Origin of the sequence: Aeromonas sp. 3P (assembly GCF_051919745.1) — a bacterium.
Lineage (GTDB): Bacteria > Pseudomonadota > Gammaproteobacteria > Enterobacterales > Aeromonadaceae > Aeromonas > Aeromonas veronii.
Genome location: NZ_JBQBED010000001.1, coordinates 3542690 through 3555967, shown reverse-complemented (window position 1 = coordinate 3555967; position 13278 = coordinate 3542690). Strand labels below are relative to the sequence as shown.

Genomic DNA, 13278 nt, shown 5'->3' with positions numbered 1-13278 from the left:
GCGTTGATGGAACAGTCGCAATGAGCAATGCACTGAGCAGTGTCCCGCCGGTAGTCGCGATGGACTACCCCTTTCCGGCCAAACCTCTTCCCCTGAGTGCCGAGCAGAGAACGACCTTGACCACAGAAATCAAGGCGCTGCTCAAGGAGCGCAAAGCGGTACTGGTTGCCCACTACTACACGGATCCCGAGATCCAGGCGCTGGCCGAAGCCACCGGTGGTTTCGTCGGTGACTCGCTGGAGATGGCCCGCTTTGGCCGCGATCACGAGGCGCAAACCCTGATCGTCGCCGGGGTACGTTTCATGGGGGAAACCTCCAAGATCCTGAGCCCCCACAAGCGGGTGCTGATGCCGACTCTGGAGGCCGAATGCTCCCTCGATCTGGGCTGCCCCATCGAGCAGTTCTCCGCCTTCTGCGATGCCAATCCCGACCATACCGTGGTGGTCTACGCCAATACCTCGGCCGCCGTCAAAGCACGGGCGGACTGGGTAGTGACCTCCAGCATCGCGCTCGAGATCGTCGAGCACCTCGACAGCCAGGGTCACAAGATCATCTGGGGCCCGGATCGTCATCTGGGTGCCTATATCGAGAAGAAGACCGGGGCGCAAATGCTGCGCTGGCAAGGCCACTGCATCGTCCACGACGAGTTCAAGGCCCGCGCCCTGCGCGAGCTGAAAGAGCAGAATCCGGACGCCGCCGTGCTGGTTCATCCGGAATCCCCCGCCTCGGTGATCGAGCTAGCCGATGCGGTGGGATCCACCAGTCAGCTGATCAAGGCAGCCAAGGAGCTGCCACAGCAGAAGCTGATCGTGGCGACCGATCGGGGCATCTTCTACAAGATGCAGCAGGCTTGTCCGGAGAAAGAGATGGTGGAAGCACCGACCGGTGGCGATGGCGCTACCTGCCGCAGCTGCGCCCACTGCCCCTGGATGGCGATGAACGGTCTGGTGGCGATCAAGGAGGCCCTCACCGACGGTGCCGAGCGCCACGAGATCCATGTCGATGAAGATCTGCGGGTCAAAGCCTTGATCCCCCTCGATCGCATGCTCAATTTCGCCGCCGAACTCAAGCTCAAGACCCAGGGCAACGCCTGATTGCCGCCGTCATGAGATGCAAAGAGGGCTCCCGCGGGAGCCCTCTTTATTTATCTGAACCTCATCCTGCTCAGATGATCACGGTGGAGAGACTGTGCTCTTCATCCGGCGCAACGGTCACTCCCGTATCACCGGCGATGGCCGCTTCAACGCAGAGCATGGTGCGATAGCCATCGTCGCTCATGTCGGCCATGGCGGTAGCCCCTTCCAGCCAGGGGGTCCAGACCACCACGCTGTCGTGGTTGCCACTGACAACCCGGGTCTCGCGCTCACCATCCTGCACGCTCACCAGCGCCTCTGGCTGCCAGTAGACCCGATCCAGCGGCCCGCTCAAGGTCAATGCACCCTGCTGCTTGGCATCCTGTCCGGTCAGCTTGTCGGCATAGGGCTCGCCCAGACCGGTCACGCTCACCGCCTCCGGCGCACTGATGGTCAGATAGGTATGCAGCGCACCGCTATAGACCAACGGCTGGCTACCGGTGTTGCGGGTGGTCAGCACCAGCGAGAGCTCTTTGCCCACCAGCACGTCCAGTTCCAGCTCGAAGGAGTGATCCCACAGGGCGCGGGTTGCATCGCTATCGCGCAGGGAGAGATGAACAAGCGTGCCGTCAGCGTGATCGGAGACCCCGTCCAGCATCCAGAGGGTGGTACGGGCAAAACCGTGGGAGGGCTTGCCGCTACCGACGCGGGCGGGCGCTGGGCCAAACCAGGGCCAGCAGATCGGGATACCACCGCGAACAGGCTTGCTGCCATCCAGCACCGCCTTGTCACTCAGCCAGATGGAGGCCGGCTCGCCATGACGCTGATAGCTCAGCACATGGGCGCCAAACAGGCTGATCTCGGCCTTGGCATAGTCGTTGTTGATGGTGAGAACCGGCAGACCGGCCGCATTGTTGGCAAGCTTGCAATTGGCTGTCAGGGGACGAATGGATTGCATGTGGACTCCTGTCATCAGGGGAAACCGAAAAACAAAAAGGCGGCCAATGGCCGCCTTTTTCAAGCTACGCGATTGCGCATCCCAAATTACTTGGAGATGTGAGCGATCAGGTCCAGAACTTTGCTGGAGTAGCCCATTTCGTTGTCGTACCAGGATACAACTTTAACGAATTTGTCGTTCAGCTGGATACCAGCCTTGGCGTCGAATACGGAGGTCTGACGCTCACCCAGGAAGTCGGTAGATACAACTTCGTCTTCGGTGTAGCCCAGAACGCCTTTCATAGCGCCTTCGGAAGCAGCTTTCATCGCTTCGCAGATTTCTGCGTAGGTGGCAGCTTTCTTCAGGTTAACGGTCAGGTCAACAACAGACACGTCCGGAGTCGGAACACGGAAAGCCATACCGGTCAGCAGGCCTTTCAGTTCCGGGATAACTACGCCAACAGCTTTGGCAGCACCGGTAGAGGACGGGATGATGTTCTGAGCCGCACCGCGGCCACCGCGCCAGTCTTTGGCAGACGGACCATCAACGGTCTTCTGGGTAGCAGTGGTAGCGTGAACGGTGGTCATCAGGCCAGACTCGATACCGAAGGTATCGTTCAGAACCTTGGCGATCGGTGCCAGGCAGTTGGTGGTGCAGGAAGCGTTGGAAACGATGTCCTGGCCAGCGTAGGTAGAGTCGTTAACACCCATTACGAACATCGGGGTAGCGTCTTTGGACGGGCCAGTCAGAACAACTTTCTTGGCACCAGCAGCGATGTGCTTGCGAGCAGTCTCGTCGGTCAGGAACAGACCGGTAGCTTCAGCAACAACGTCAACACCGATTTCGCCCCACTTCAGGTTGGCCGGGTCACGCTCAGCGGTAACACGTACGGTTTTGCCGTTTACAACCAGGTTGCCGTCTTTAACTTCAACGGTACCGTTGAAACGACCGTGAGTTGAATCGTACTTCAGCATGTAAGCCATGTAGTCAACATCGATCAGGTCGTTGATACCAACAACTTCGATGTCTGCACGCTCGCAAGCCAGACGGAATACGAAACGACCGATACGGCCAAAACCGTTAATACCTACTTTGATAGTCATATTTAGTTACCTAACTGTTCAGTAGTCAAAGAAAATTCCGCTTGTAAATTTACTAGAACTCTCCGGTGAGTCAACCAACATTCTGTCTGAAATTGCGCTATATCATGAAAAACTGTGAAATTAATTTTCTGTTTATGTAACTGATTACCACGTTTTGACGAAAAAAGTGCCAGATCGTGGCATCGCGCAGATATCAACAATAGTGCCTACTCGGTCACACAACCATTCACAGAGATATGTAAAAATGTGTGCGGTTTAGCATGGCCAAAGAGCCACTGTTCAAGTACCACCCCATAAAAATCAAACAAAATAGTATAGATAGAATCCACAGCGGGAATTCTCAAACTATGACCACCCTGATTGAACAGCTGGCTGCCGCAAAAGGTATCGCCAGCGAGTATGTCGATGCCTGGGGCCACCCGGCCCAGGTATCAGAAGAGAGCAAGGCCGCCATGCTGGGCGCCATGGGCTACCGCGTCGATGACGAGGCCGCACTGGTGCAGCAGCTGGAAGAGGAGCATCGCCAGCACTGGCTGCGGGCGCTGGATCCTGTGATGGTGGTTCGCACCGGCGACGCCGTTACCCTTGAGGTTCGCCTCCCCATCGAATTCGTCAACGACGCCCTCACCTGGCAGCTCCAGCAGGAGCAGGGTGCAGTGCTGTCCGGTCAATTCACCCCCATCGAGGGTGAGCTGGTCGGCGTGGCCGAGTTTGAAGAGATGGAGTGCCAGGCCTATCGCGCCACTCTGGATATGGCCCCGGAGCTGGGTTATCACCAGTTGGTGCTGCTGGAAGAGGGCAATGACGAGCCGCTGGCCACCATGCGCCTCATTGTCGCCCCCAAGGCCTGCTACAAGCAGGCGCCGATTGCCGATGGCCGCAAGGTATGGGGTCCGAGCGTGCAGCTCTACTGCCTGCGCAGCCGCCACAACTGGGGTATCGGTGATTTCAGCGATCTGGGCCAGCTGGTCGAGAAAGCCGCCGCCTGGGGTGCCCACTTCGTCGGCCTCAACCCTATCCACGCCCTCTATCCGGCTAATCCGGAGAGCGCCAGTCCCTACAGCCCCTCTTCCCGTCGCTGGCTCAACGTGGCTTATATCAATGTGGAAGCGGTGCCCGAATTCCAGCAAAGCGCTCGCCTGAAAGCAGAAGTGGCAAGTCCTGCCTTCCAGCAACATCTGGCCGATCTGCGCGCCAAAGAGAACGTCGATTACACCGGCGTGATCCAGACCAAACTCGGCATGCTGCGTCAGGTGTTCGACGAAGCCAGCCTTGGCGCCGAGCGTCAGGCCGCCTTTGATGCCTTCGTGGCCGCCGGTGGCGACAGCCTGCAACAGCAGGCAGCATTTGATGCCCTGCAGGCCCACTTCTATGCCAAAGGCGAAAATGCCTGGGGCTGGCCGGTATGGCCGCAGGAGCTGCGCGATTACCACAACCCTGCCGTTGCCGCCTGGATGTCCGAGCACCCGCAAGATGTCAACTTCTACCTCTATCTGCAGTTCCTGGCCGACGAGCAGCTGGCGCAAGCCGATGCCCGCGCCAAGGCTGCCGGCATGGTGATGGGTATCTACCGGGATCTGGCTGTGGGCGTCTCCGAAGGCTCCACCGAGATCTGGGCCAACCAGGATCTCTACTGCCCGAAAGCCTCGGTCGGTGCGCCGCCCGATATCCTTGGCCCGCTCGGTCAGAACTGGGGCCTGCCCCCGATGAACCCGAACAAGCTGTTTGAAGCGGCCTACCAGCCGATGGTGGACTTGTTCCGTGCCAACATGCGCTCATGCGGCGCACTGCGCATCGACCACGTGATGGCCTTGCTGCGCCTGTGGTGGGTACCGCCCGGAGCGTCCGCAGCCAAGGGCGCCTACATCTACTATCCGGTCAACGATCTGCTGGGCATTCTGGCCCTCGAATCCCACCGCAACCAGTGCCTGCTGATCGGCGAGGATCTGGGCACCGTGCCGGAGGGGATCGACGTGACCCTGAAAGAGAACGGCGTTCACTCCTACAAGGTGTTCTTCTTCGAGCGCTCCAAGGAAGATGGCGGCTTTATCTCCCCGGCGCACTACACCGAGCAGGCGATGTCGGCCCTGACCACCCACGACATGCCGACCCTCAAGGGCTTCTGGCATTGCGACGATCTGGCGCTCGGCCGTCAACTGGGTCTGTATCCGGATGAAGATGTGTTGAAGACTCTGTATGCTGATCGTCACCAGGCCAAACAGCGGATCCTCGACAGCTTGCATGCCCACAAGGTCATCTCTGACAACATCAGTCATGACGTGAACTGGGTCGGCATGAACACCGAACTCAACCACGGTCTGCAGATCCACATGTCCCGCGGCAGCTGCGCCCTGTTCAGTACCCAGCTGGAAGATTGGCTGGAGATGGACAAGCCGGTCAACGTACCGGGCACCAGTTACGAATACCCTAACTGGCGCCGCAAGCTCTCCGCTGATCTGGAAGATATTTTTGCCAATGAGGCACTCAAGGCACTGGCTGGCAAGATGAGCCAAGCCCGTGATGAGGCCAGTCGTTGAGACGCTGTCTCCCACAGCGCTCTCACCTAAATCCACTCCGGCTTCGGCCGGAGTGGATGCTCTGTCATGAAAGGAAATCTCGATGCTCGTTGAACGTTTGGTTGCTGCCCGCTGTTCCGATCCCTTCTCTCACTTAGGCCTGCAGGCCAATCCGGATGGGCCCGGCCTCAAACTGACCGCCTGGTTGCCTGATGCCCTCGAAGTTCGCGTCAAGGATCTCAAGTCGGGCAAAGTCGTTGCCACCCTGGCGCCCACCGATGAATCGGGTCTTTTTGAAACTGTTTTCACCCGCCGCAAAAACTCCTTCCCCTATCAGCTGCTCGCCAGCTACCAAGATGCCACCACCGAGGTCATCGACCCCTATCAGTTTCAGGATGCCGCCTGGGCAGGCCTGGCCGAACTGACCGCCCAACCGGAAAACCTCTACCACACCCTTGGCGCCCAGTTACGCACCGTGGAGCATCTTGGCCTGCAGGTAGAAGGGGTGCGTTTTGCGGTCTATGCACCGAGCGCCACCGCCGTGAGCCTCATCGGCGATTTCAACTTCTGGGATGGCCGCCGCCACCCGATGCAGCGCAGCCTCTGCGGTCACTGGGTGCTGTTTGTGCCGGGCCTCAAGGCCGGGGATCGCTACAAGTTCGAGCTCAAGGACCCCATGGGCAACCGGCTGCCCCACAAGAGCGATCCGGTCGGCTTCTATTGCGAGCAGTATCCGTCGTTCGCCTCCGTGGTCTATGACCACGCCCAGTACCAGTGGCAGGATGCCGAGTGGATTGCCAGCCAGCACAACGACAAGCGTGAGCAGCCGCTCTCCATCTATGAGCTGCATGTCGGCTCTTGGAAACGCCACCCCAATGGCGACAGCCTGAGCTGGCGCGAGCTGGCGGTGGAGCTGGTCGCCTACGTCAAGGAGATGGAGTACACCCACATCGAGCTGCTGCCGGTCTCCGAGCACCCTTTCAGCGGCTCCTGGGGCTACCAGCCGGTGGGAATGTTCTCCCCTACCAGCCGCTACGGCACCGCTGATGATTTCAAATACTTCGTCGACCAGTGCCACCAGGCTGGCATCGGCATCATTCTGGACTGGGTGCCCGCCCACTTCCCGTCCGATGCCCACGGACTGGCCCGTTTCGACGGCACCCCGCTCTACGAATATGAAGATCCGCGCCGTGGCTGGCACCCGGACTGGAACTCCTACATCTACGACTTTGGCCGCGACACAGTGCGCCAGTTCCTGGTGGCGAGCGCCCTGTTCTGGCTCGACAAGTTCCACATCGACGGACTGCGGGTGGATGCGGTCGCCTCCATGCTCTATCTGGACTACTCCCGCAACGCCGGTGAGTGGGTACCGAACGTCGATGGCGGCAACCACAACTACGAGGCGATCAGCCTCTTGAAGTGGACCAACGAGGAGGTCTACGGCAAGTATCCCCACGCCATGACCATAGCCGAAGAGTCCACCGCCTTTGCCGGTGTCTCCCGCCCCACCTTCCTCGGCGGCCTCGGCTTTGGCTTCAAGTGGAATATGGGCTGGATGCACGACACCCTCACCTATATGCAGAAAGAGCCGATCCACCGTCGCTACCACCACAACGACATGACCTTCTCCATGGTTTACCACTATGACGAGAACTTCATCCTGTCGCTCTCCCACGACGAGGTGGTGCACGGCAAGCACTCCATGCTCTACAAGATGCCGGGCGACGAGTGGCAGCAAGCCGCCAACCTGCGGGCCTACATGGGCTTCATGTACGCCCACCCGGGCAAGAAGCTCAACTTCATGGGCACCGAAATCGCCCAGAGCAACGAGTGGAACCACGACGCCCAGCTGCCGTGGCATCTGCTGCAATATCCCAAGCATGCCGGTCAGCAGCGGCTGATCCACGATCTCAACCACCTCTACCGTCATGAGCCTGCCTTGTATCAGGCCGATTATGAGCAGACCGGCTTCCGCTGGCTGGATCACAACGATGCCGACAACAGCATCTTTGCCTGGCTGCGGGCGGACAAAGAGGGCAAGCAGGCTATTGTGGTGGCTTGCAACTTCACCCCGGTGCCCCGTCTCGAATATCGGATCGGCGTCCCAGCTGCGGGCCACTATCGGGTGGTGCTCAACACCGACAGCGAGTATTACTGGGGCAGTAACTATGATGTAGGTCTGGTGTTCGCTGCCGAGCCGACCCCCTGGCAGGGGATGGCACACAGCATAGTGCTGGATCTGCCGCCGCTGGCGACCTTGTTTATCAAACAGGAGTCTTGATGCTTGTAATGGAAAAAGGGGTGGGCCACCCGCTGGGGGCCCGCCTTGACGAGAACGGTTGCCACTTCTGCGTCTGGGCCCCCCAGTCGGACAAGGTGGAGATCTGCCTGTACGACGAGCAGGAGCAGGAGCTGATGCGGCTGGAGTTGCCCGGCCGCCGTGGCCAGTATCGCTTTGGCTACGTGCGCGGTGTAAAGGCCGGTCAGCGCTACGGCTATCGGGTCTATGGCACCCCGCAGGAGGGGATGCTGTTCGATCCGCAAAAACTGCTGATTGACCCCTACGCCAAGGCGCTCAGTCGTCCCACCTACTGGGATGAAGCCCTCTATCAGGGTGACAGTGCCGGGATGATTGCCAAGTCGGTGGTAGTGGATGACAGTTTTGACTGGCAAGGGGTTGGCAAACCCGGGATCAGTCCGGCCCGCACCATTATCTACGAGACCCACGTCAAGGGCTTTACCAAGCAGCATCCGGGGATCCCCAAAACACTGCAGGGCACCTACCTTGGCATCTGTCACCCGCTGGTTATCGAGCACATGAAGAGCCTCGGTATCACCTCGGTGCAGCTGATGCCGGTGGCCGCCTTCATGTCGGAACCGCGACTGGAGCAGCTGGGACTAACCAACTACTGGGGCTACAACCCCATCGCCTTCTTCGCCCCGGAGCCGCGCTACAGCACCAAGCCGGACGAGGCGGTGACCGAGTTCAAGACCATGGTGCGCGAGCTGCACCGGGCCGGGCTCGAGGTGATCCTGGATGTGGTCTACAACCACACTGCCGCCTCGGGCTTCGACGGCCCCACCCTCTCGTTCAAGGGCTTTGACAACGCCGGTTACTACGCGTTCGAAGCGGGCCCCCACGGCCCGGACTACACCCGTCACGCCAACGTGACCGGCTGTGGCAACAGCGTCAATCTGGATCACCCCAACACCCTGCGGCTGGTGCTCGATGCCCTGCGCTACTGGGTCACCGAGATGCAGGTGGACGGCTTCCGTTTCGATCTGGCGGTGACACTGGCGCGGGAAGCGGGCGAGTTCGAGCCCATGGGTGCCTTCTTCAAGGCGGTGATGGCCGATCCTGTGCTGTCACAGGTCAAGCTGATCGCCGAACCCTGGGATATCGGCCCCTTTGGCTACCGGCTGGGTCAGTTCCCGAGCCAGTGGCAGGAGATCAACGACCGCTATCGCGATACTGTGCGCGCCTTCTGGCGTGGCGATGCAGGCAAGATGGGGGACTTTGCCACCCGTCTGGTGGGGTCGCGGGATATCTTCCCGAAAAACTGGCGCTCCCCCCACACCAGCGTCAACTACCTCTGCTATCACGACGGTTTCACCCTGGAGGATCTGGTCTCCTACAACCAGCGCCACAACCAGGCCAACGGTGAAGACAATCGGGATGGCCACGGCAACAACCTCTCCTATAACCACGGGGTAGAGGGGCCGACTCTGGATCCGCGGGTCAACAGCCTGCGCCAGCAGCAGAAGCGCAATCTGATTGCCACCCTGCTGCTCTCCCAAGGCACGCCCCACTTCCTCGCCGGCGACGAGATGGGTCGCAGCCAGCTCGGCAACAACAACGCCTACTGTCAGGACAACCAGATCAGCTGGGTCAACTGGCAGTGGCGGCCGGAGGACGAGCGGCTGTTCGCCTTCACCCAGCAGATGATGGCGCTGCGGGCGGAGTCGTGCGTCTTCTCCAACCTGCAACTGAGCGATGACAGCTGGAACGGTGCGACGCCCAACTGCCATCAGGTCAACTGGTATCACCCGGATGGCCACCAGCTCACCGATCAGGACTGGCACGCCCCCATGGGGCAGGCATTTGCCATGGATATCGGCATGATCAACTGTGTCGGCGAGCGCTGGTACGTGCTGTTCAATGCCAGCGACTACGACATCCAGTTCCGCCTGCCGCCGCCGGGGGAAGGGCTGGAGTGGATCCAGACCATCGACACCGCCACCAACGACGGCTTGCCGTTCCTGCCCGATGACATCAAACGGCAGGTGGCGGTCGGTCGCGCCCATTCCCTCAAGCTGCTGGAGCGGGTGGCGCTGGCCAGCACGGCGGAGGATGCCCAACCACCACAGCAGGCGCTTCTCCCTGCGTCCGGTGCGGACATGGCTGCCACCTCGATCACAAATGCGGGCAAACCATAACAGGCATACTGGAGTCAGCTTTGGGTAGCCGCTATGCTGGGCCCCGTGATTGATGGCAAGGAGTCGGTATGAGCAGTAACAACCCGGAACAGTGGCGCAGCAAGCTAAGCGCCGAGCAGTTTCACGTCTGCTGGGAGAAGGGCACCGAGCGACCCTACAGCGGTGCCCTGCTCCACAATCGCAAGAGCGGCGACTACCTCTGTGTCTGCTGCAAGAGCGTACTGTTTCACTCAGGTGCCAAGTTTGATTCCGGCTGCGGCTGGCCCTCGTTCGACAAGGCCATCGAGGGGACGGTGGAGTACACCGAAGACAACAGCCACGGCATGAAGCGGGTTGAGATCACCTGCCGCCAGTGCGGCTCTCACCTCGGTCACGTCTTCCCCGATGGACCGACCGAGACCGGCCAGCGCTACTGCGTCAACAGCCTGAGTCTGGATTTCGAACCCGAAGTCTGAACGGTTTACCCATTGCAATAAAAACGGCGCCTCCGTTATGGAGGCGCCGTTTTTTTATCGGGATTTCACCGCATTCACGCCAGCAGGATGGCGGCCATCACCAGCAGGGCCGCGATGGCCGGCACCGGCAACTTCACCACACGCAGCAGATAAAAGCCGATGGCAGCCAGCGCCAGATCGGTCGGCGCCAGCACCGCGCTCTGCCACACCGGCTGATAGAGGGCCGCCAGCAACAAGCCCACCACGGCGGCGTTGATTCCGGTGACGGCCCCCGCCAGACGGGGCCGGGCCAGCCACTGTTGCCAGCAGGGGCCCACCGCCCAGAGCAGCAGAAAGCCGGGTGCAAAGAGCGCCAGGGTCGCCAACAGGGCCCCGATCATCGGCATCTCGGGCTGCAACTGGGCGCCAAGATAGGTGGCAAGGGTAAACATGGGGCCCGGCACCAACTGGGCCAAGCTGTAACCGGTCAGAAACTGCTGCTCGTTGAGAGTGTGTCCCACGCTCTCTTGCAGTAGCGGCAGCACCACATGGCCACCGCCAAACACCAGACAACCTGCGCGATAGAAGTCGGCAACCAGCTGACCAAGCGGACTACCGAGCAGCGGCAGACCGATAAAAAGGATGCCAAACAGCAGAAGGGTCGGCCAATGAGGCTGACTGCTGGCGGCAGAAGGCAGCTCGGCGGAGGCTGGGCGACTACCCGCCCCGCGCTGGCTGCGGGCGCAGATCAGCGCCGCTCCCGCCAGCATCAACAGTTGAGTCAGCAGACCGGGCTGCCACCAGAGTGCAGCAGCGGTCACCACCATGATCCCTTGGGTCATTCCCGTGGCACAGAACTGACGACTCATGGTGAGCACCGCATCGGCCACCACGATGAGCGCCAGCAGCTTGAGGCCGTGCAGCGCCGCATCAAGCCACAGATTGCTGCCCAGCTGGCCGATGCCGATCGCAGCCGCCAGTAGCAGAAGAAATGAGGGCAGCGTGAAGCCAACAAAAGCAGAGAGCGCCCCGCCCAGACCGGCGCGATGACGACCGATGGCGAAACCAAGCTGGCTGGAGGCGGGCCCCGGCAGCAGTTGGCACAGCGCCAGCAGGCGGGCAAATTCGGCCTGTGTCAGCCAACCGAGCCGCTGGACGAAGGTGCGCTGGAAATAGCCGATATGAGCGGCCGGACCACCAAAGCTGATGCAGCCCAGCCATAAAAACTGAATAAATACCTGTCCCACGCTCTTCTCCCTCATCTCTCTTCTCCCGATGGAGAGGGGATATTATGACAGCGCGATGATCGTTTTATGACAATCAGACTGATTAGGCTGACACTATTGGCACATCACTCGGCAGATAGCAGCGTCCCGCCAGCCAGCAGGCGATGGATTGGCGGCTGGCGTCGAAATGGGGCTCGGGCAACGCGCGCGGATCGCACCAGACCCAACCTTCGCACTTCTCCGGCTCCAGCAGCTTCGGCTCGCCATCGGCCTTGGCATGCAGCGTCACCGAGATATAGTGCAGCCCGCTCTCGCGCCAGGTCTCCAGATTGTTGGTCACCGCCACCACCTCGGGCCCATGGATCTTAAGTCCCGTCTCCTCGGCCACCTCGCGGATCGCCGCCGACTCGAAGCTCTCCCCCAACTCCAGATGACCACCCGGGATCGACCAGTAGGGAGCATGACTCCCTTTGCGCTTGCCAAACAGCACCTGGCCATGGGCGTTGGTCAGGATGACGCCAACCCCGACGCGGGGATAGAGAGTGGACATGAAAACGCTCCTTCAATCAGGCAGTAAAACGGCCCCACCTTAGGCCCAAGGAGGGCACAGGGCAAGCCCCGGCTGCACGACACCTGCGACCGTCAGTGGTCTCCCCTTGCCCCTTAACCGGTTATCACTGATGCTGGGGAGTGAAGCTCTGATGGAGAGGTCATCCCAATCCTCTCAGTCCCCCATCACCCCGAGGAGTCCGCCATGAAAAAATTGCTCCCCCTGTGCGCTCTGCTGCTCACAGCTTGCCAAACCACGCCGCCCCCCAACTCGCTCGCCATCGATGATGCCGACGCCTGGCAGGCCATTTGCAAAGATGGCACCCGGGTTCGCGCCGTGGTGGCAGAGGGGATCTGTGGGGATCATCGCGGGGTAGCCATGTGGACGAATAAGCCAAGAGCTGAACGGATGGCAGAAGAAGCCGCCAAATAGTGTGATCCAGGGACCATAAAATGACACTGCCGGCCAGTTGGCCGGATTTTTTCGCGATCTCGCCAGCACTTTGCCACCTTGTTCATGGTGCGCTCAGTTTTCTGTTCCCATACTGGCCCTACAGTTCCAAAAGAGGAGAGACAAGATGCAAACATCCATCGTCGGGCTCATCGTCGGGCTCTCCATTCTGTGGGGGCTAGCCAGTTTTGGTGTTCAGGGGGATTTCATCGAGAGCCGTGATTCCGTTGCGCCATCCTGGCAAGCCGAGTCCAGAGTGGAGATGGAAGGTTATCTGATTGAATCGCTTGGCGAAGATCGCTGGCTGTTCGACAACGGCAGCGAGAGCCTGCTGGTCTCCCTGCCCGAGGGGCAGTGGGTGCCGACCGGCGAGCGGCTGCGAGTCAGCGGCGAACCGCAGCAGGAGCAGAGCGGCTGGCTGCTGCAGGTGGAAGACATCAGCCAGGTCAGCGTCTGACAGCGGCAGTCGCCCCGTCACCGCGACAGCTAATCCAGACCCGATAACCACTACCGAATAACCAAGAGCGAATAGCAAAAGAGGAGGCCACTGGC

Annotated in this window: 11 protein-coding genes; 7 read left to right on the top strand and 4 right to left on the bottom strand. The window is 60.4% G+C overall.

Annotated features, from left to right (window positions below; all coding sequences use genetic code 11):
• The first annotated feature begins 20 nt into the window (after positions 1-20).
• Complete coding sequence (gene nadA / locus ACTG19_RS16550; protein WP_279486537.1) at positions 21-1094, top strand: quinolinate synthase NadA; 1074 nt, start codon at positions 21-23, stop codon at positions 1092-1094.
• A gap of 70 nt (positions 1095-1164) precedes the next feature.
• Here nadA and ACTG19_RS16545 read toward each other — a convergent pair whose 3' ends face one another.
• On the bottom strand, positions 1165-2031 hold the full coding sequence (locus ACTG19_RS16545) for a D-hexose-6-phosphate mutarotase (protein ID WP_043821739.1): 867 nt from the start codon (positions 2029-2031) through the stop codon (positions 1165-1167).
• An 86-nt stretch (positions 2032-2117) separates the two neighbouring features.
• Positions 2118-3113 (bottom strand): type I glyceraldehyde-3-phosphate dehydrogenase, encoded by a 996-nt coding sequence (gap, locus tag ACTG19_RS16540; RefSeq protein ID WP_005335708.1) that lies wholly within the window; start codon positions 3111-3113, stop codon positions 2118-2120.
• Positions 3114-3460: 347 nt separating this feature from the next.
• On the opposite strand from gap, the gene malQ reads away from it, so the two are divergent.
• From malQ to msrB, 4 genes are all read left to right on the top strand, one after another.
• A complete protein-coding gene (gene malQ / locus ACTG19_RS16535; RefSeq protein ID WP_439989280.1) occupies positions 3461-5650 on the top strand; it encodes a 4-alpha-glucanotransferase in 2190 nt (729 codons plus the stop codon).
• Between the two features lie 82 nt (positions 5651-5732).
• Positions 5733-7910: a 1,4-alpha-glucan branching protein GlgB gene (gene glgB, locus ACTG19_RS16530; protein WP_439989279.1), complete on the top strand. Its 2178-nt coding sequence runs from the start codon at positions 5733-5735 to the stop codon at positions 7908-7910.
• Positions 7910-10066 (top strand): glycogen debranching protein GlgX, encoded by a 2157-nt coding sequence (glgX, locus tag ACTG19_RS16525; protein WP_439989278.1) that lies wholly within the window; start codon positions 7910-7912, stop codon positions 10064-10066. The genes glgB and glgX overlap by 1 nt, the downstream gene beginning before the upstream one ends.
• Positions 10067-10134: 68 nt before the next feature.
• Positions 10135-10521 carry a peptide-methionine (R)-S-oxide reductase MsrB gene (gene msrB, locus ACTG19_RS16520; RefSeq protein ID WP_439989277.1) on the top strand — a complete coding sequence of 129 codons (387 nt, stop codon included), beginning with the start codon at positions 10135-10137 and terminating at the stop codon, positions 10519-10521.
• Between the two features lie 74 nt (positions 10522-10595).
• On the opposite strand, the gene chrA is transcribed toward msrB, so the two are convergent.
• Complete coding sequence (gene chrA / locus ACTG19_RS16515; RefSeq protein WP_439989276.1) at positions 10596-11747, bottom strand: chromate efflux transporter; 1152 nt, start codon at positions 11745-11747, stop codon at positions 10596-10598.
• 82 nt (positions 11748-11829) lie between these two features.
• Positions 11830-12276: a nucleotide triphosphate diphosphatase NUDT15 gene (locus ACTG19_RS16510; RefSeq protein ID WP_439989275.1), complete on the bottom strand. Its 447-nt coding sequence runs from the start codon at positions 12274-12276 to the stop codon at positions 11830-11832.
• Positions 12277-12480: 204 nt separating this feature from the next.
• Here ACTG19_RS16510 and ACTG19_RS16505 point away from each other — a divergent pair, with 204 nt between their 5' ends.
• Positions 12481-12708 (top strand): hypothetical protein, encoded by a 228-nt coding sequence (locus tag ACTG19_RS16505; RefSeq protein WP_005335715.1) that lies wholly within the window; start codon positions 12481-12483, stop codon positions 12706-12708.
• A gap of 145 nt (positions 12709-12853) precedes the next feature.
• Positions 12854-13183, top strand: coding sequence for a hypothetical protein (locus tag ACTG19_RS16500; RefSeq protein ID WP_439989274.1), 330 nt, complete (start codon positions 12854-12856; stop codon positions 13181-13183).
• Positions 13184-13278 lie beyond the last annotated feature (95 nt).